The organism is Stenotrophomonas sp. X, from assembly GCF_055721025.1.
The window spans coordinates 2,842,481-2,861,087 of the sequence record NZ_CM146756.1 but is presented as its reverse complement, the minus strand read 5'-3'; the positions used below and the strand labels follow the sequence as shown (position 1 = coordinate 2,861,087).

Genomic DNA, 18,607 nt, shown 5'->3' with positions numbered 1-18,607 from the left:
ATCGATGCGTTATCGGGGAGTGGCGGGCCTGCTGGCCGCCGTGGTGTTGGCCGCCTGCAGCCCGGCAGCTCCGCCGGCGCCGACGGTCGCTGAAGATCCGGCCTACGCGGCCGCGCAGCAGCAATGGCGTGTAGCGCGCTACCAGGACCTGACCCGGCCCGATGGCTGGACGGCCCTGGTCGGCCTGCACTGGCTGCAGAACAAATCCCATTTCGTTGGCAGCGGCGCCACCAACGGCATCCGCCTGACGGTTGGCCCGGACAGGCTGGGCCTGCTGCGCCGCGACGGGACGCAGTGGTGGTTCACGCCTGAAGCCGGTGTCGATGTCAGCCACGACGGCCAGCCGGTGCGTGGCCGCATCCGCGTCGACACCGACAAGGACGCGCAGCCGACGCTGCTGGCCTTCGATGGCGGCAAGGGCCAGCTCAGCATCATCCGCCGGGGGCCACGGGACGCGCTGCGGGTCAAGCATGCCGAGGCACCGGCGCGGCGTGATTTCGCCGGCCTGCAGTACTGGCCTGGCGGCGCGGACTGGCAGGTGCAGGCGCGCTTCATCGCGCATCCGCCGGGGAAGACCTTGCCGATCGTCGACATCACTGGCCTGACCACCGAGATGCCCAATGCCGGTGCGGTGGAGTTCGAACGTGATGGCCGCAGCTGGCGCCTGGAGGCCATCGGTGCGGCCGGGCAGCCACTGTTCCTGATCTTCGCCGACCGCACCAGCGGCCGCGGCAGCTATCCGGCCGGGCGCTATCTGGATACCGAGGCCCCCGCTGCAGACGGCACGGTGCGCATCGATTTCAACCATGCCTACAACCCACCGTGCGCGTTCACCGCCTACGCGACCTGCCCGCTGGCGCCGCCGGAAAACCGGTTGGACCTGCGCGTGGAAGCGGGCGAGAAGGCCTACCACCTGCCTGAAGGAGAAGGCTGACCATGCCGATCAAACACCTGTTCCGTGCCGCGCTGCTGCTGGCGGCCTGCGCAGTGGCGCCACTGGCCACGGCCCGCGATGGCCAGGCCAGCCCTGCCGCGGCCGCGGCCGCAACGGCGGCCAAGCCGCCGGTACCCCTGTTGTGGAAAGTCACCGGCCCGGGCGATGCACGCGTGTACCTGCTGGGATCGTTCCATCTGCTGAAGCCACAGGACTACCCGCTGTCGCCCGATGTCGAGCAGGCGTTCGAAGCCTCGCAGCGGGTGGTGTTCGAACTGTCGCCGGAAGACATGCAATCGCCCCAGCTGGCCAGCCGCATGGTGCAGGCTGCGACCCGCACCGATGGCAGCGAGCTGAAGCGTGATCTGGATGCGGCCACCTGGCAGAAGCTGCAGGCCTTTGCTGCCCAGAACCAGTTGCCGCTGGCGCAGATGCAGGGCATGAAGCCCTGGTTCGTCGGTCTGAGCATTTCGATCGGGCAGATGCAGAAGCTGGGCCTGGACCCGGCGCTGGGCCTGGACCGCCACTTCATGGAGCGCGCGCAGAAGACCGGCCGCAAGACCGCGGGACTGGAAGATATCGATACCCAGATCGGCATGCTGGACGGGATGACGGTGCAGGAACAGCGGCAGATGCTGGCCGAAGCACTGGACCAGGCCGGCAAGGCCGATGAGCAGGCGCGGCTGCTGCATGATGCATGGCGTCGCGGCGACGAGCGCCTGCTGTGGACCAAGATGGCGGCAGAGATGCGCCAGCAGTATCCGCAGCTGTACCAGCGCATCAACACCGGTCGCAACGATGCCTGGGTGCCGAAGCTGCAGCCGTACCTGCAGGCCGGGCAGGGCGGTACGCTGGTCGTGGTCGGCACGCTGCACCTGCTGGGCAGTGATGGCGTGGTCGAGAAGCTGAGGGCGAAGGGCTACAAGGTCGAGCGCGTGTGCACGGGGTGCAAGGCCAAACGCTGACGCACGGTTGGCGCGATGCCAAACAAGACGGCGCGCCAGGGGCGCGCCGTTTTCGTATCAGCCGTTGCTGCAGCTCAGCGGCGGGTCTTGCCGCCGGTGCCGGTGCCGGTACCGGTGCCGGGTTCGCCGGGCTTGTTGCCGGTTCCCGTTCCGGTGCCGCCCGGGCGCGGGCCGCCGAAGCCGCTGCCCATGCTGCGCTGGAATTCCTGCCACAGCTCCAGATTGCGCTCGGTCAGCTGGTTCATCATCGCCCACGGGGTCTGGCCCAGCAGGTTGCCCATCTGCTGGCGGAACTGCTGCTGCTGGTCGAGGAAGACCTGCATGCTGCGCTCCAGGTAGTTGCCCATGAAGCCCTGCAGGGAATCGCCGTAGAAGCGGATCAGCTGGCTCAGCAGCTGGGTGGACAGCATCGGTTCGCCGTCCTGTTCCTGGTCGGCGATGATCTGCAGCAGGACCGAACGGGTGAGGTCGTCGCCGCTCTTGGCGTCGCGGACTTCGAAGTCTTCACCGTCCAGGATCAGCTGGCGCACGTCCTCGATGGTGATGTAGCTGGAGATCTCGGTGTCGTAGAGACGGCGGTTCGGATACTTCTTGATGATGCGGGTCGCAGCCATGAAGCGGTACTCGTCACAGTAGACGCGCAGCATGGCGCAGTGCAGCAGCGGTTGCAACCGCCCCAACCCCCGCCAGGCTTGGCTTTCAGCAGCGATCATGTTGCGCAGCAAGGGTTTGCGTGCTGCGCAGCATGACCATCGGCAGGGGCCGTCAGCGCACGCCGCAGCGGCCCCTGCGCGGCTTACCAGCCCATGTGGTGGCCGCCGTTGATGTCCAGGTTGCTGCCGGTGATCCATGAGGCTTCCTCGGCCACCAGGAAGGCCACGCCATAGGCGATTTCCTCCGGCTTGCCGAGGCGCCCGGTGGGGATATCGGCGATGATCTTGGCGCGCACGTCCTCCGGAACCGCCATCACCATGTCGGTGGCGACGTAGCCGGGCGAAATGGTGTTCACGGTGATGCCGAAGCCGGCGTTCTCGCGGGCCAGCGAAATGGTGAAGCCGTGCATGCCGGCCTTGGCCGCGGCGTAGTTGGCCTGGCCGTACTGGCCCTTCAGGCCGTTGATCGAGCTGATCTGGATGACCCGGCCCCAGCCGCGGCGCCGCATGCCTTCGATGACCGGACGGGTGACGTTGAACACCGAATTGAGGTTGGTGTTGATCACATCGTGCCACTGGTCCGCGCGCATGCGGTGGAACGTCGTGTCGCGGGTGATGCCGGCATTGTTGACCAGGATCTCGACCGGGCCCAGCTCGGCCTCGACCGCACGCACCAGCGCCTCGGCGCTGCCTGGATCGGACACATCGCCCGGGAAGATCGACACGTTGTAGCCGCGCTCGGTCATCGCCTGCTGCCATGCGCGGGCCTTGTCCTCGTCGCGGTAATTGGTGGCGACCCGGTGGCCCTGGTCGGCCAGGCGTTGGCAGATGGCGGTACCGATGCCGCCGGTTCCGCCGGTGACCAGTGCGACGCGAGATGTCATGGAGTGCTGTCCGGGAATCAGATGGGGGAAGGGGGATTCTGCAACATCGGCGCGGAAAGTGCGCCGGCCGGCAACAGGATGTCGGTCCGCGGCAGTCGAGCCGGGTCGAATGCCCGTTGCGCAGCGTGCAGCAGCGCATCCCGGTCATCGGCGCCGCCCAGTGCGGCAGGGGCCTGGCCCAGCAGCTGCCAGAGCGCGCGCAGTACCGGCACCGGCCGTGTACTGTCCACCGGCAGCGACGCCAGCGACTTGGACAGTTTGTGGCCGGGGGCGTCGAGCAGCAGCGGCAGGTGCCAGTAGCGCGGCACGGCCAGGCCCAGCGCCTGCTGCAGCAGGATCTGCCGCGCGGTGGAATCGAGCAGATCGGCGCCGCGCACCACTTCGGTCACCCCCTGCGCGGCGTCATCGACCACCACCGCCAGCTGGTAGGCCCAGCAGCCGTCGGCACGGCGCAGCACGAAGTCGCCGACTTCGGCATGCACGTCCTGCTGCTGCGGGCCACGCAGGCCATCGTCGAAGTGCACGGCGCTGCCCGGTGGCACGCGGAAGCGGACGGCGGGGTCCGGTCGCGGTTGCCGCGCAACGCAGCGGTGGTGGATGCCGCCGCTGGCAGCCAGTTCGCTGCGGCTGCAGTGGCAGATGAAGGCCTGGTCGCTGGCCAGCAGCACGTCCAGCGCGGCCTGGTAGGCCTCGCCTCGAGCGCTCTGCCACAGGACCGGGCCGTCGTGGACCAGGCCGAACGCAGCCAGTGCCTGCAGCTGTGACTGCGCGGCGCCGGGCACGGTACGCGGCGGGTCAACGTCTTCGATGCGCAGCCGCCACAGGCCGCCGTGGTGGCGGGCCAGCAGCCAACTGCCGAAGGCGGCAAGCAGGGATCCGGGGTGGAGCAGGCCGGTCGGCGAGGGCGCGAAGCGGCCGCAGGGAACAATGGCGGTCATGCAGGCTGAATCGTCGGTCAGGTTGGCGCTTGAATTCAAGCTGAGCGCACCGCAAATTGACGGATATCGACCCCTTCCGAGCCGGATTTTCCCATGTTCACCCGTATTGCCCTGTTCCTGGCGACCAACCTCGCGGTCCTGATCCTGGCCGGCATCGTCATGTCGATCCTGGGCGTGGACGCGCGTTCGATGAGCGGCCTGCTGGTGATGGCCGGCATCTTCGGTTTCGGTGGCTCCTTCATCTCGCTGCTGCTGTCCAAGTGGATGGCCAAGCGCTCCACCGGTGCGGTGGTGATCACCGAGCCGCGCAACCAGACCGAGCGCTGGCTGCTGGCCACGGTCGAGCGCCAGGCCAAGGCCGCCGGCATCGGCATGCCGGAAGTGGCGGTCTATGACGGCCCGGAGATCAACGCCTTCGCCACCGGTGCCAACCGCAACAACGCGCTGGTGGCGGTGTCCACCGGCCTGCTGCACAACATGAGCGAAGACGAGGCTGAAGCCGTGCTGGGCCACGAGATCGCTCACGTCGCCAACGGTGACATGATCACCATGGCGCTGCTGCAGGGCGTGCTGAACACCTTCGTGATCGTGCTGGCCCGCGTGGTCGGCGGCATCATCGACAGCGCGCTGTCGGGCAACCGCGAAGGCGGCGGCCGCGGCTTTGCCTACTACATCATCGTGTTCGTGCTGGAGATGGTGTTCGGTCTGTTCGCCACGATGATCTCGATGTGGTTCTCGCGCCACCGCGAGTTCCGCGCCGATGCCGGCGGTGCCGCGCTGGCCGGTCGCCAGAAGATGATCGCCGCGCTGGAGCGCCTGCAGCTCAACCATGGCCAGAGCACGCTGCCGACCCAGATCGCCGCGTTCGGTATTGCCGGTTCGACGGCGAAGAAGCTGTTCATGAGCCATCCGCCGCTGGAAGAGCGCATTGCCGCGCTGCGGGCGTCGACGGTGGCGTAAGCCTCCGTGTTTCCACGGTAGTGCAGGAACGCCTGGCCTCGCGCCGGGCGTTTTTGTTTGCGCGCCGATGCATTGGTGGCGCCGGGTACGACCTGGCGAGAGTCGTTTCCGCGACCGCGGAGGGGTGTCACTTTCTTTGCTCGTGCAAAGAAAGTAACCAAAGAAACACGCCGCCGGGGCGCGAGCCGATGCTGCGCATCGGTACCCTGTGCTCCTCGGCCCGTCGAGGGACGGTGCGGGAACTCGCTGCGCTCAGACACCCGCACCTCTTCGCCCTCGCCGGACCTGCGGTGCTCGGCTCGCTCAAGGCGGACCCAAGGTCAAATGCCACAGCTGCACCCAGTACATCTTCGCGACGGGTGGATGCTGTTGTTCTTGATCTTGATCTTCCAGTCCGCCTTGAGCGAGCCGAGCATCGCAGGCGAATCAGGGGCGAAGAGGCGCCGGTGTCTGAGCGCAGCGAGTTCGGCGCCGTCCCCTGATTCGCCGAGAAGCGCAGGGCACCGGCGCGCAGCGACGGCTCGCGGCTGGCGGAGCGTTTCTTTGGTTACTTTCTTTGCGCGCAAAGAAAGTGACACCCCCCGCGGTCGCGGAAACGAATCTCCGTGCGCACAAACGAAAACGGCACCCTCGCAGGCGCCGTCTCCATGAACCGCTTTACACGGAACCTCAGAACTTCGCGTCAAACTCCGCCGCGTAACCGGTGTTCACCAGCACCTTCTGCAGCGACTCGGCCACCTTCAGGTTGCCGGCCACGATCTGGTGGGTCTCCGGGCCACGGTTGTCCATGCGGCCCAGGGTCGCGCCCTTGAAGTCACAGACCTTGCCGCCCGCCTCGCGGACCAGCAGCAGGCCGGCAGCGATGTCCCACGCCTTCACGCCGGCTTCGAAGTAGGCATCGGCACGGCCGCAGGCCACGTAGGCCAGGTCCAGTGCCGCCGAACCGGTGCGGCGGATGTCCTCACCGTGCACCAGCAGGGCGTCGACCGCCTTCAGCTGGGCGCTGGCGCGGCTGCGCTCGCGCGGGGCGAAACCGGTGTGGATCATCGTGCCTTCCAGATCCTTGCGGTCGGCCACGCGGATGCGGCGGTCGTTCAGCACGGCGCCGGCACCCCGGCTGGCGGTGAACAGTTCATTGCGCAGCGGGTCGAAGATGACCGCGTCGGTCGGCTCGCCGTTCTCGACCAGCGCGATCGACACGCAGTAGTGCGGCACGCCACGCAGGTAGTTGCTGGTGCCGTCCAGCGGGTCGATGACCCACATCTGGCGGCGCTCGCCCTGCACGCCACCTTCTTCGCCGAAGATGCCGTAGTCCGGGTAAGCGCGCTTGAGTTCCTTGACGATGACCTTTTCCGCGTCCGCATCCACTTCGCTGGCGTAGTCCATCCGGCCCTTCTGCACCACGTTCAGTGCCTCGAGCTTGTTGATGTTGCGCAACAGGACGTTGCCGGCGAGGCGGGCGGCCTTGACCATGACGGTGACGGCGGGTTTCTGCATGGCGTGGGCTCCCGGAAAGGCAGAAGAGATGGACTGGCGGGGGAAAAGAGCGGGTCCGGCGCAGTGGCCGGCCGCACAGTTTACCATTGGTCATCGTCCAGCTCGACCTTTTCCCTGTTCATGTCCCAGTTTCCCGCCGCCACCCGCCTCCGATTCGTCCTGGTCGGTACCCAGCACCCCGGCAACATGGGGGCCGCCGCCCGTGCCCTGAAGACCATGGGCCTGGCCCGCCTGGTGCTGGTCGCCCCCGAGAAACCGCTGGACGAGGAGGCCTTCCGCCGCTCGGCCGGTGCCGAAGATGTGCTGGGGGACGCCCCGGTGGTGGCCACCCTGGCCGAGGCCGTGGCCGATTGCCGCCTGGTGCTGGGCTGCACCGCGCGTGCCCGCCGCGTGCAGCTGGAGGAGTACCTGCCGGCCGATGCCGCCGCTCGTGCGGTGGCCAAGGCGGGCGAGGGCGCCGAGGTGGCGCTGGTGTTCGGCCGTGAGCGCACTGGCCTGACCAACGAGGAGCTGCAGCTCTGCCACGCCGCAGTGCACATCCCGTCAGACCCGGCGTTCAGCTCGCTCAACCTGGCGGCCGCCGTACAGGTGCTGGCCTATGAAACGCGCATGCAGCTGCTGGGCGCGCAGCCGGCCCCCAATGCCGAGCCCGGCTTCCGCGAACAGGCAGCAAGCCATGAACAGATGGAGAGCTTCTTCGCCCAGCTCGGTGACACGCTGGACGAGATCGATTTCCACAAGGGCCGCGCCCCGGAATCGGCGATGCGCAAGCTGCGCCGGCTGTTCCTGCGCAGCGAGCCGAGCGAGCAGGAAGTGCGCCTGTTGCGCGGCATCCTTGCCGACACCCAGCGGATGGCGCGGCTGGCACAGGCGGGCAACAAGGACAGCTGACGACGTTCTCATTTTTTCGGGTAGTCTGTCCGGATACCCAGGGGGGATGAAGCCTGTGTCGGGTCTGCGAAGGGCAGTGCAGAGGGGACTGCTGAGCCTGGTCATGATCCTGCTGGCCGGGACGGTGCATGCAGCACCGGACCCGGTGCTGGTGCTGGGCCGGATCAGCGATGATCCCAAGGCCCATTACGAGCAGCTGCAACCGTTGCTGGACTATGTAGTGGCACGCATGCACGACGTCGGCATCACCGAAGGGCGGATCCTGATGGCACGCGACCCGCAGCAGATGGCCAGCTATCTGCGGCGGGGGCGGGTCGACTGGGTCACGGAAACGTCGGGTACGGCGGTGGCACTGGGCCAGCGCAGTGGCGCGCGGCCGCTGCTGCTGACCGAGCGCAACGGCGTGCGTGAGTACCAGACCGTGTTCTTCGTGCGTCGCGACAGTCCGATCCAGCGGATCCAGGACCTGCGCGGGCATCGCCTGGCGCTGCAGAACACGGCGTCCACCAGTGCCTACCTGGTGCCGGTGATGACGCTGCTGCAGGAAGGGCTGGCGCCGCAGATCCTGGCCGGTGTGTGGGACGTGCCGGGCCGGGACAGCGTGGGGTACGTGTTCGCACGTAGCGAGTTGAACATCGCCACGTTCGTGCACAAGGGCATGGTCGAAGTGGGGGCGGTGAGCAGCGTGGACTGGAATGACGAGCGACGGATGCCTGCGGCATTCCGGCGCGACTTCCGCGAACTGCTGCGCACCGAACCCTACCCGCGGGCGGTGGAAATGGTTCGCGCCGACCTTGACCCGCGGGTGCGTGACCGGCTGCAGGACGTCCTGCTGCAGGCGGCCAGCGACCCGCAGGCACAGGGGGCGCTGCATCGGTTTTTCGGCACTTCCGGTTTCCACCGCGTCGATGCGCATGCGCAGCAGCGGCTGGATGAATTGAAACAAGGATTGACGCGCGTGCGGATGGAAGTGGAATGAAGTGGCTCGGCTCGGGAATGCAGGCCCGGTTCCTGCTGGCGATGGGCGGGGCGATGGTCGTGGTGGTGGCGATCCTGGCGGTGTTGCTGGGGCGGCAGGCGGCGATGCAGGGCGAGGTGCGCAACCTCAGTGGTGGCGTCATCCATGAACTGTTCGACCGCAGCGTGCGCAGCCGCGGCGAAGCAATGGCGCGCGAGCTGTCCGACGCGCTGGCCAACCCGTTGTACTACCGCGACCTGGATCAGGTCGGTGCGCTGGTGCGCAACACCGCACGGCAACCGGTCGTGCGCTATGTGCTGGTGTTCGACGAACGCGGCCGGCTGGTGCATGACGGCTCGATCGAGGTGTCCGGCTTCGGCCAGCCGATGACCGACCCGCTGGCCCCCAAGGCCGCGGTGGCGCAGGCACTGGTGGTGCAGGAATCGCCCAAGGTGCTCGACAACACCATGCCGATCATGGTCGGCAACCAGCGCATCGGCGGCGTCCGCGTCGGCATGGCGCTGGACGAGGTGCAGCAGCGCGAACAGGCCGCCAATGCCACGCTCGGCGAGCGCCTGCAGCAGGTCGGCAGCCGCCACCTGGGCTGGCTGCTGCTGATGCTGGGCCTGCTGGTGGTGATCGGCGTGGTGGTGATCCTGTACGTGCAGCGCACCCTGGTGGCGCCGATCCGGGACCTGGCCGCTGCGGCGCGCCGCATCGAGGCTGGCGACTACCAGGCGCCGCTGGCCGAGAACACCCGCGACGACGAGGTCGGCGAGCTGGTGCGCGGCTTCGCCCGAATGCGCGATGCCATCGCCCGGCATGACCGCGAGGTGCGGCGCATGGCCTATACCGATGCGCTGACCGGGCTGACCAACCGGCTGGCATTCCGGGAAGCGCTGGACCATCGCCTGATGGCCGCGCGCGCATCCAATCATCGGCTGGGCCTGCTGTTTGCCGACATCGACGATTTCAAGCGCGTCAACGACACCCTGGGCCATGAGGCCGGTGACGAAGCGCTGTTGCAGTTCGCGCAGCGCATCGGCAGTGCGGTTGCCGAGGCCGGTGGCGATGAAGCCCTGCTGGCCCGCTTTGGCGGCGACGAGTTCGTGATCCTGGTCGGTGATGGCGACGTGGCGGCCAACGCACGGCTGCTGGCCGAAGTGCTGGTGCGCGAGCTGGGCAAGCCGCTGGTGGTGCAGGGCCGGGAACTGTTCCTGGGCACTTCGATCGGCGTGACCCTGTTCCCGGACGATGCCGCTGATGCGACCACGCTGCTGAAGAACGGCGACATCGCCATGTACCAGGCCAAGATGGCCGGCAAGAACTGCTACCGCTATTACAGCCGTGCGATGGACCACGCGGTCGAGCGCCGCGTGCACATGGAGCAGGAGCTGCGCGGGGCCTGGGAGCGCGGCGAGCTGCGCCTGGCCTACCAGCCGATCTTCCGCATGCGCGACCGGCGCATGGTCGGCGTGGAAGTGCTGCTGCGCTGGCAGCATCCGACCCTGGGCACGATTCCGCCGTCGGTGTTCATCGAAGTGGCCGAGCAGAGCGGGCTGATCGAGCTCATCGGCCCGAAGGTGCTGCGTGCGGCCTGCATGGAAGCCTCGCAGTGGCCACGCGGGGCGGGCGGCGATGATCTGTTCGTGTCGGTGAATGTGTCGCCGCGGCAGCTGCGCGGCGGTGAACTGCCGGCATTGGTCGCGCAGTGCCTGCACGAGTCCGGGCTGCCGGCTTCGCGCCTGCACCTGGAGTTGACCGAAACCGCGGTGATCGGCGACGAAATGGTTGCCGCGCAGCTGCTGGACAAGCTGCACCGCACCGGCGTGAAGGTCTGGCTGGACGATTTCGGCACCGGCTTCTCCGGGCTCAGCCACCTGCGCCAAGTGCCGGTGGACGGCGTGAAGATCGACAAGAGCTTCGTGGCCGACATGCAGCGCGATCCCGACGATCTGGCGCTGACCACGGCGATCATCGCCATGGCCCACGCACTGGGCATCACGGTGGTGGCCGAGGGCATCGAGCAGCAGGCGCAGTTCGAACTGCTGGTGCAGCGCGGCTGCGATCTTGGCCAGGGCTACTGGCTGAGCCACCCGGTGACGGCCACCGAAGTGGTGCGGATGATCGAATCGGGCCTCTGACCTGCTGCCGTTGTCCTGGGGTCAGATCCCTTTTCCGCAGGAAAAGGGATCTGACCCCGCCCCCGGATTACAGCGGGCGCTTGCTCGGGTCGCCCGGCAGCTCGCGCACCAGTTTCGGGATCAGATAACCGGACAGGCGTGCGGTCAGGCCGGCAATCAGCGCCTTGGCCTGGGCATCATCCACTTCGAAATGGGCCACGCCTTCGACCCGGTCCAGCTGGTGCAGGTAGTAGGGCAGCACGCCGGCGGCGAAGCTGCGCTCGCTCAGGTCCTGAAGGGCCTGCACGCTGTCGTTGACCCCGCGCAGCAGTACCGCCTGGTTCAGCAGCTGGGCGCCGACGCCGCGCAGGCGGGCCATCGCCGCGTCCACGCTGGCGTCGAATTCATTGGCGTGATTGGCGTGGACCACGATCGCCAGCGGCCATGGCAGGCTGCCCAGCCAGCACACCAGTTCATCGTCCACGCGTTCCGGCAGCACGATCGGCAGCCGGGTATGGATGCGCAGGCGGCGGATATGCGGAATCGCGCGCAGGGCGTCGGTCAGCTCGACCAGCTTGTGCGTGGCCAGTGACAACGGGTCACCGCCGGACAGGATCACCTCGTCGATGTCCGGGTCGGCCGCGATGGCGGCTACGGCCTCCTGCCAGCCGCCCTTGGCAGCGTTTTCCGCGGCATAGTCGAAGTGGCGGCGGAAGCAGTAGCGGCAGTTGATCGCGCAGCTGCCGGTGGCGACCAGCAGGGCACGGCCACGGTACTTCTGGATCACCCCGGTAGCCTTCCTGGCGGCACCATCGCCCACCGCGTCGAAGCTGAACCCGGGCGCCGGGCGCATTTCCTCGCCGATCGGCAGCACCTGGCGCAGCAGCGGGTCGGCCGCATCGCCCACGCGCATGCGGGCCACGAAGCCCTCGGGCACGCGCAATGCGAACTGGTTCATGGCCGCCTCCGAGACACCCAGCGCCGCCGGGTCCAGCTGCAGCCGGGCCAGCAGGGCGTGCGGGTCGCGCAGCGCCTGGCGCCAGAGCTGCTGCCAGCGCGCGGGCGCGCCTGGCGACTGGGGCCGGGGGAAGGCGGAAAGCTGCATGGAGAGGGGGCCTGCGGTTATCATGGGGGCAGAAAAACAGTCGCCCACCGGCATCCGGTGGGCTTTCCATTCTAACGGCTCGCCGCACCCGCGGCGTTTCTGCCACTCAGGAGTTTACGCATGGCCAGCTACGGCATGAACGACGTCAAGAACGGGATGAAGATCCTGGTCAACAACCAACCGGCCGTCATCATCGACACCGAATACGTCAAGCCGGGCAAGGGCCAGGCCTTCACCCGCGTGAAGTACCGCCTGATCAAGGACGGGCGTACCCAGGAAGTGACCATGAAGTCGACCGACTCGCTGGATGCAGCCGACGTCGTCGATACCGACATGAACTTCATGTACAGCGACGGCGAATACTGGCACTTCATGGATCCGGAGTCCTTCGAGCAGGTCCAGGCCACCAAGGCCGGCATGGGCGGCGCCGAGAAGTGGCTGAAGGGCGAAGAGTCCTGCGTGGTCACCCTGTGGAATGGCGAGCCGATCTTCGTTCAGCCGCCGAACTTCGTCGAACTGAAGATCACCGAAACCGATCCGGGCGTCCGTGGCGACACCTCGGGCGGCGGCGGCAAGCCGGCCACCCTGGAAACCGGTGCCGTGGTGCGCGTGCCGCTGTTCGTCAACCAGGACGAAGTGATCCGTGTCGACACCCGTTCGGGCGAATACTCCGCACGCGTCAAATAAGGTTCCGGCGGTTGGCCGACCTCACTGTAGAGCCGAGCCCGCGCTCGGCTTTCCGGGCGCCGCCCGGACCCGTTGCTGGCGCCCATGGCGCCGCAGCGGACAGCCGCCGGGCATGGCCCGGCGCTACCGCCTCCCGCCAGGCCCTTCTCCAATAGCCAGTGAGCCCGCATGAGCGATAGCCCGCACCTCCCCGAAGCCTGCGACCTGCTCATCGAAGCCGGTCATGTCGTTCCGATCGAGCCGCATGCGGTGGTGCTGGAAGACCATGCCGTTGCCGTGCGTGGCAGCGAGATTGTGGCCATCCTGCCGCGTGCCGAGGCGCGCGCACGCTTCCGTGCCGCGCAGGTGGTCAGCCGCCCCGAGTCGGCGCTGATGCCGGGCCTGGTCAACGCGCACACGCACAACCCGATGACCCTGCTGCGCGGCGTCGCCGACGACCTGCCGCTGATGACCTGGCTGCAGCAGCACATCTGGCCGGTGGAAGCGGCGGTGATCGGCCCCGAGTTCGTCGCCGACGGCACCACCCTGGCCATCGCCGAGATGCTGCGCGGCGGCACCACCTGTGCCAACGAGAACTACTTCTTCGGCGACGTGCAGGCTGCGGTCTACAAGAAGCACGGTTTCCGCGCACTGGTTGGCGCGGTCATCATCGATTTCCCCACCGCCTGGGCCAGGACCGACGACGAATACTTCGCCAAGGCCGGTGAACTGCATGACCAGTGGCGCACCGATCCGCTGATCGGCACCGCGTTCGCGCCGCATGCGCCGTACACGGTCAACGATGCCAACTTCGAGCGGGTGCGGATGCTGTCCGACCAGCTCGACATGCAGGTGCACCTGCATACCCACGAGACCGCGCAGGAGATCACCGATTCGATCAAGCTGCACGGCCAGCGCCCGCTGGCGCGGCTGGATCGGCTCGGCCTGGTCAACGACCGCCTGATCGCGGTGCACATGACCCAGCTGACCGATGCGGAAATCCACCTGTGCGCCGAACGCGGCGTCAGCGTCGTGCATTGCCCCGAATCGAACCTGAAGCTGGCCTCCGGCTTCTGCCCGGCCTGCGCCCTGCAGCGCGCCGGCGTGAACCTGGCGATCGGCACCGATGGCTGCGCCAGCAACAACGACCTGGACATGTTCAGCGAGAACCGCACCGCGGCGATCCTGGCCAAGGCCGTGGCCGATGATGCCACCGCGCTGGACGCGGCGACCACGCTGCGCGCAGCGACGCTGGGCGGCGCCCGTGCGCTGGGCTTTGCTGACCGCATCGGTTCGATCGAAGTCGGCAAGCAGGCCGACCTGGTCTGTGTCGACCTGTCGGCGCTGGAAACCCAGCCGCTGCACAACGTGCTGTCGCAGCTGGTGTATGCCACCGGCCGCCAGCAGGTCAGCGACGTCTGGATCGCCGGCAAGCCGAAGCTGGTGCAGCGCGAGCTGGTCGGCATGGACCTGCCGGGCATCATCGCCAACGCGCGCCAGTGGCGCGAGCGCATCCGTCATATCCGCGCCTGATCCCTGGCGCCGCAAGGACCCGTCATGACTGCCCCTCACGCTTCCTCCAATTTCGATCAGGCCGAGCTGGACAAGTTCGCCGCGCTGGCCAACCGCTGGTGGGACGCTGACGGCCCGCAGAAGCCGCTGCATGCGCTGAACCCGGTGCGCCTGAAGTACGTGGCCGACCGCGTGCCGTTGCGTGGCGCGCGCGTGCTCGACATCGGCTGCGGTGGCGGGCTGCTGAGCGAAGCACTGGCGCAGGCCGGCGCCGACGTCACCGCCATCGACCTGGCCCCGGAACTGGTGAAGGTCGCGCGCCTGCATGCGCTGGAAAGCGGCGCCAAGGTCGACTACCGCGTGCAGGCCGCCGAGGATCTGGCCGCCGAGCAGCCGGGAAGTTTCGACGTGGTCACCTGCATGGAAATGCTGGAGCACGTGCCAGACCCGGGCGCGATCATCGACGCCTGCAAGCACCTGCTGAAGCCGGGCGGCCACCTGTTCCTGTCGACCATCAACCGCACCGCTGCCGCGTTCGCAGTGGCGATTGTCGGCGCCGAGTATGTGGCGCGGCTGCTGCCCAGGGGCACGCACCACTACCAGGAATTCATCAAGCCGGCCGAGCTGGCGCGCTGGCTGCGCGAGGCCGACCTGCAGCTGGTGGATGTCAGCGGCATGGCCTACGAGCCGTGGCGCAACCATGCCCGCCTGAGCAGCCGCACCGACATCAACTACCTGGCCTACGCGGTCAAGCCGGCATGACCTCCGCCCGCTTCCCGCGTGCGGTGCTGTTCGACCTGGATGGCACGTTGCTGGACAGCGCGCCGGACTTCGTCGCCACCTGCAATGCGATGCTGGCCGAGCGGGGCCGGGCAGCGATCGATCCGGCGCAGCTGCGGCCGGTGGTCTCCAAGGGCTCGCGCGCGATGGTCGGGACCGCTTTCCCGGACCTGGATGCCGCTGCGCGCGATGCATTGATCCCGGAATTCCTGCAGCGCTACGAAGCGCTGATCGGCCAGCACGCGGTGCTGTTCGACGGCGTGGCCGGCATGCTCGCCGCGCTGGATGAGGCCGGTACGGTATGGGGCATCGTCACCAACAAGCCGGAGTACCTGGCGCGCCTGATCCTGCCGCAGCATGGTTGGCAGCAGCGCTGCGCGGTGCTGGTCGGCGGTGACAGCCTGGCCGAGCGCAAGCCGCACCCGCTTCCACTGCTGCACGCTGCGCAGGCCATTGGCATGGCCGCCGAAGACTGCGTGTACGTGGGCGATGACGAGCGCGACATCATCGCTGCACGTGCTGCCGCGATGCCGTCGGTGGCGGCGCTGTGGGGCTACCGCCTGCACAGCGACGATCCCCTGGCCTGGCAGGCCGACGTGCTGGTCGAGAACGCTGAACTTCTGCAACTGGCCAGTCTCTGGCCGACCCGGCCGGCAGCCCCGGCCCAGCTGTAAGGAATCCCGTAGTGAGCAGTACCGCGCTGGACAGTTTCCTCGACAAGTGGCGCAGCCGTTGGCCGGAATGGTCGGTGGCCGCTCCGTTCGTGGCCGAACCGCAACGCGAGCTCGCAGTGGCGTGGTTTGCGCTGCTGCAGGAGTTTGACGACATGCTCAACACCAGCGGCGATCCGCTGCCGGCCGATGCCAAGCTGGCGTGGTGGGGCGAGGAACTGCGCAGCTGGGCAGGGCATCGTTCGCGCCATCCACTGGGCCGTCTGCTGGAGCCGGTGCGTGCGCCGTGGGTGCAACTGGCCGAAGCGCTGCCGGACCTCGTTGAAGCGCGTACCGTTGCGTTGGATGCAGCCGGTGCCGAGCGTGCGCTGGCCAATTACGCCGAGGCCGTGGCCGCAGTGGAAGCGGCCTTGTTTGCCGACAAGCCGCGCACCGGCGCCGGTCGTGCGGTGCAGCTGCAGACGCTGGCCCAGCGCCTGCAGGATGCCGGCGTAGCCGGTGTGCCGCGCAGCCTGTTGGATGAGGATTCCAGCACGGCCGCGCAGCGCTGGGCCCAGTACCTGCTGAAAGGATGGGGCAGCCGCGTGCCGGGCCCGCGCCCGCGGCGCGTGTGGTCGAGCCTGGCGCGCGCCCGCGTTGCCGCGCAGGCCGCAGGCAAGCCAATCGAAGCCACCCCGGTGCGCACGTTGCTGCGCGTGTGGTGGGCTGCCCGCGGTTGATCCCGCGCTCCGCCGGGCATGGCCCGGCGCTACCTCGCGCGGTTGATTGAATGCTGTCTGTACAGCCGAGCCCATGCTCGGCTCATCTCTGCGCGACAGCCGAGCGTGGGCTCGGCTCTACAACAGCGGCTCACCACCGCACCGGGCGATGGGCGTTACTTCCGCTCCAGCACCAGCAGCGGGTCGATGCGGGTGTCGAACCAGTTCATGCCCCAGTGCAGGTGCGGGCCGGTGGCACGGCCGGTGGCGCCGACGGCAGCGATCACCTGGCCCTGCTCCACACGGTCGCCAACTTTTACGTCGATGCGCGAAAGGTGCAGGAAATTGGAACTGACCCCGAAGCCGTGGTCGAGCAGCAGCGTGCCACCGGTCAGGTACAGGTCCGGCCCAGCGAAGGTCACGATGCCGGCCGCCGGTGCCTTCACCGGGGTGCCGGTCGGCACCGCGATGTCCATGCCGGAGTGGCCGGCCCCCGGCTGCCCGTTGTAGACGCGCGCATTGCCGAAGCGGCCGCTGATGCGGCCCTGTACCGGCCAGATGAAGGTCTGGGTGAAGTCGGTGCGGTCGTCATCCCGGGCACGTGCGGCGGTCACCTGCGCCTGTTCGCGCTTGATCCGCTCGGCAATCGCCGGCGGCGGGTTGACCGTCTTCGGCGGCACGCCGTTCACCCGCTCGGTGGGCCAGTCGCGCGGCGTTACCGCAATGGTGGCTGTCTCGCTGCCACCATCGGGGCGCTGCACCTGTACGCGCAGCGGACCCTTCTCGTCGCGGCCGATGCCGAACACCACGCTGCCGTAGCCGCTCACCCGCAGCTGGCGGCCGGCGTACTGCACGCGACTGCCTGCGGGCACCTTGCCGATCACCAGCGCGCCCTGCGAGGCACTGGCCGGGAACACCACGCGGCTGTCGATCAGGCTGCCGATGCCATCCTGCGCCTGAGCAGAGGAAGAGGAAAACAGGGGCGCGGCCAGCAGCAGCGCCCCGATCATCAGTGCCGAACGCATCAGCGGTCGTAGGTCATGCGCTGGCCGGCGGGCTCACCCACCAGCTTGCTGCCGTCCCACACCAGCTGGCCGTTGACCCAGGTGGAGGCGATGCGCGAGCGGAAAGTGGTGCCTTCGAACGGCGACCAGCCGCACTTGGACAGCACGTCCTCGCGCTTGACGGTGAACGGCACGTCCTCCACCAGCACCAGGTCGGCAAAGTAGCCTTCGCGCAGGAAGCCGCGTTCTTCCACGTCGAACAGCTGCGCCGGCGCATGTGCGAATTTCTGCACCACCTGCTCGCGGGTCAGCTTGCCTTCGTGCACCCGCTCCAGCGCGGCCACCAGCGCGTACTGCACCAGCGGCAGGCCCGACGGCGCCTGCGCGTAGGGCTTCTGCTTCTCTTCCCAGGTGTGCGGCGCGTGGTCGGTGGCCAGCACGTCCAGCACGTCATCGGCCAAGGCAGCGGTGATTGCCTCGCGGTCGGACACTTCCTTGATCGCCGGGTTGCACTTGATCAGGTTGCCCTTGGTCGCGTAGTCCGGGCGCGCGAAGTGCAGGAAGTGCACGCAGGTTTCGGCGGTGATCTGTTTGCGGCTGCCATCGGCGCGGATCAGCGGGCCCTTCTCGAACAGCGCCAGCTCATCGGCGGTGGAGATGTGCAGTACGTGCAGGCGGGTGCCGTGCTTGCGTGCCAGCGACATCGCCAGGCGGGTCGACTTGATGCAGGCTTCGCGCGAACGGATGTCCGGGTGCATGTCCGGGGTCAGCGCATCGCCGTACTTTTCCTGGAAGGCCTTGAGGTTGGCATCGATCATCGGCGTGTCTTCGCAGTGCGTGATGATCGGGGTCGGGCATTCGCGGAAGATCGCGTCCAGCGTTTCCGGGTTGTCGACCAGCATGTTGCCGGTCGAAGCACCCATGAACACCTTCACGCCCGGGGCCTTCTTCGGGTCCAGGGCACGGATCGCGTCCAGGTTGTCATTGCTGGCACCGTGGTAGAAACCGTAGTTGGCCCAGGCACGGCCGCGCGCGAGCTCGTACTTGGCTTCCAGGATGGTTGAATCCAGCGTCGGCGGGTTGGTGTTGGGCATGTCCATGAAGCTGGTCAGGCCACCGGCCACGGCGGCCGCCGATTCGCTGGCGATGTCGCCCTTGTGGGTCAGGCCCGGTTCGCGGAAGTGCACCTGGTCATCGATCATGCCGGGCAGCAGCCAGCGCCCGGCCGCGTCCACCACCTGCTCGCCGTCGCGCGGCGCCAGCCCACTGCCGATCTGCGCGATGCGGCCGTTCTCGATGCGCAGGTCACCATCGAAGGTGCGGCCTTCGTTGACCATGCGGGCGTTGGTGATGAGGGTGGAGGACATG

At 68.0% G+C, this 18,607-nt stretch carries 18 protein-coding genes; 11 read left to right on the top strand and 7 right to left on the bottom strand.

Annotated features, from left to right (window positions below; genetic code table 11):
- Window positions 1–4 precede the first annotated feature (4 nt).
- The gene (locus ACZ75I_RS13295; protein ID WP_134969527.1) at window positions 5–934 is read left to right on the top strand and encodes a DUF1684 domain-containing protein; all 930 of its coding nucleotides are present in this window, start codon (window positions 5–7) and stop codon (window positions 932–934) included.
- A gap of 2 nt (window positions 935–936) precedes the next feature.
- Window positions 937–1,899, top strand: coding sequence for a TraB/GumN family protein (locus tag ACZ75I_RS13290; protein ID WP_154351144.1), 963 nt, complete (start codon window positions 937–939; stop codon window positions 1,897–1,899).
- Window positions 1,900–1,973: 74 nt separating this feature from the next.
- Here the strand turns inward: ACZ75I_RS13290 and phaR are convergent, their stop codons facing one another.
- From phaR to gluQRS, 3 genes are all read right to left on the bottom strand, one after another.
- Window positions 1,974–2,513: a polyhydroxyalkanoate synthesis repressor PhaR gene (phaR, locus tag ACZ75I_RS13285; protein ID WP_154351745.1), complete on the bottom strand. Its 540-nt coding sequence runs from the start codon at window positions 2,511–2,513 to the stop codon at window positions 1,974–1,976.
- A 182-nt stretch (window positions 2,514–2,695) separates the two neighbouring features.
- Window positions 2,696–3,436 carry an acetoacetyl-CoA reductase gene (gene phbB, locus ACZ75I_RS13280; protein ID WP_061478059.1) on the bottom strand — a complete coding sequence of 247 codons (741 nt, stop codon included), beginning with the start codon at window positions 3,434–3,436 and terminating at the stop codon, window positions 2,696–2,698.
- 17 nt (window positions 3,437–3,453) lie between these two features.
- Complete coding sequence (gene gluQRS, locus ACZ75I_RS13275) at window positions 3,454–4,374, bottom strand: tRNA glutamyl-Q(34) synthetase GluQRS (RefSeq protein ID WP_472958070.1); 921 nt, start codon at window positions 4,372–4,374, stop codon at window positions 3,454–3,456.
- Window positions 4,375–4,467: 93 nt separating this feature from the next.
- Here gluQRS and htpX point away from each other — a divergent pair, with 93 nt between their 5' ends.
- Window positions 4,468–5,334 carry a protease HtpX gene (gene htpX, locus ACZ75I_RS13270; protein ID WP_061478057.1) on the top strand — a complete coding sequence of 289 codons (867 nt, stop codon included), beginning with the start codon at window positions 4,468–4,470 and terminating at the stop codon, window positions 5,332–5,334.
- 669 nt (window positions 5,335–6,003) lie between these two features.
- Here htpX and ACZ75I_RS13265 read toward each other — a convergent pair.
- Entirely contained in the window at window positions 6,004–6,831 is an 828-nt protein-coding gene (locus ACZ75I_RS13265; protein ID WP_005417749.1) for an inositol monophosphatase family protein, read from the bottom strand.
- A gap of 120 nt (window positions 6,832–6,951) precedes the next feature.
- On the opposite strand from ACZ75I_RS13265, the gene ACZ75I_RS13260 reads away from it, so the two are divergent.
- The 3 genes from ACZ75I_RS13260 to ACZ75I_RS13250 all read left to right on the top strand — a co-directional run bounded on the left by ACZ75I_RS13260 (window position 6,952) and on the right by ACZ75I_RS13250 (window position 10,824).
- Window positions 6,952–7,722, top strand: coding sequence for an RNA methyltransferase (locus ACZ75I_RS13260; RefSeq protein ID WP_061478056.1), 771 nt, complete (start codon window positions 6,952–6,954; stop codon window positions 7,720–7,722).
- A gap of 103 nt (window positions 7,723–7,825) precedes the next feature.
- On the top strand, window positions 7,826–8,701 hold the full coding sequence (locus ACZ75I_RS13255; RefSeq protein ID WP_229298570.1) for a phosphate/phosphite/phosphonate ABC transporter substrate-binding protein: 876 nt from the start codon (window positions 7,826–7,828) through the stop codon (window positions 8,699–8,701).
- Window positions 8,698–10,824 (top strand): putative bifunctional diguanylate cyclase/phosphodiesterase, encoded by a 2,127-nt coding sequence (locus ACZ75I_RS13250; RefSeq protein WP_134969067.1) that lies wholly within the window; start codon window positions 8,698–8,700, stop codon window positions 10,822–10,824. Before ACZ75I_RS13255 ends, ACZ75I_RS13250 begins: the two co-directional genes overlap by 4 nt.
- A 67-nt stretch (window positions 10,825–10,891) precedes the next feature.
- Here ACZ75I_RS13250 and epmB read toward each other — a convergent pair whose 3' ends face one another.
- Entirely contained in the window at window positions 10,892–11,908 is a 1,017-nt protein-coding gene (gene epmB, locus ACZ75I_RS13245; RefSeq protein WP_231352213.1) for an EF-P beta-lysylation protein EpmB, read from the bottom strand.
- A 120-nt stretch (window positions 11,909–12,028) separates the two neighbouring features.
- Here epmB and efp point away from each other — a divergent pair, with 120 nt between their 5' ends.
- The 5 genes from efp (at window position 12,029) to ACZ75I_RS13220 (ending at window position 16,256) form a co-directional block, all read left to right on the top strand.
- Entirely contained in the window at window positions 12,029–12,595 is a 567-nt protein-coding gene (gene efp, locus ACZ75I_RS13240) for an elongation factor P (RefSeq protein WP_005410381.1), read from the top strand.
- Between the two features lie 168 nt (window positions 12,596–12,763).
- Window positions 12,764–14,107, top strand: a complete 1,344-nt coding sequence (locus ACZ75I_RS13235; protein WP_472958068.1) for a TRZ/ATZ family hydrolase — start codon at window positions 12,764–12,766, stop codon at window positions 14,105–14,107.
- Between the two features lie 24 nt (window positions 14,108–14,131).
- A complete protein-coding gene (ubiG, locus tag ACZ75I_RS13230) occupies window positions 14,132–14,848 on the top strand; it encodes a bifunctional 2-polyprenyl-6-hydroxyphenol methylase/3-demethylubiquinol 3-O-methyltransferase UbiG (protein WP_472958066.1) in 717 nt (238 codons plus the stop codon).
- The gene (locus ACZ75I_RS13225) at window positions 14,845–15,540 is read left to right on the top strand and encodes a phosphoglycolate phosphatase (RefSeq protein ID WP_472958064.1); all 696 of its coding nucleotides are present in this window, start codon (window positions 14,845–14,847) and stop codon (window positions 15,538–15,540) included. Before ubiG ends, ACZ75I_RS13225 begins: the two co-directional genes overlap by 4 nt.
- A gap of 11 nt (window positions 15,541–15,551) precedes the next feature.
- A complete protein-coding gene (locus tag ACZ75I_RS13220; protein WP_061478050.1) occupies window positions 15,552–16,256 on the top strand; it encodes a squalene/phytoene synthase family protein in 705 nt (234 codons plus the stop codon).
- Between the two features lie 155 nt (window positions 16,257–16,411).
- Here ACZ75I_RS13220 and ACZ75I_RS13215 read toward each other — a convergent pair whose 3' ends face one another.
- Both ACZ75I_RS13215 and ACZ75I_RS13210 read right to left on the bottom strand, forming a co-directional pair.
- On the bottom strand, window positions 16,412–17,260 hold the full coding sequence (locus tag ACZ75I_RS13215; RefSeq protein WP_472958063.1) for a M23 family metallopeptidase: 849 nt from the start codon (window positions 17,258–17,260) through the stop codon (window positions 16,412–16,414).
- Entirely contained in the window at window positions 17,260–18,606 is a 1,347-nt protein-coding gene (locus ACZ75I_RS13210) for a dihydroorotase (RefSeq protein ID WP_061478048.1), read from the bottom strand. The genes ACZ75I_RS13215 and ACZ75I_RS13210 overlap by 1 nt, the downstream gene beginning before the upstream one ends.
- Window position 18,607 lies beyond the last annotated feature (1 nt).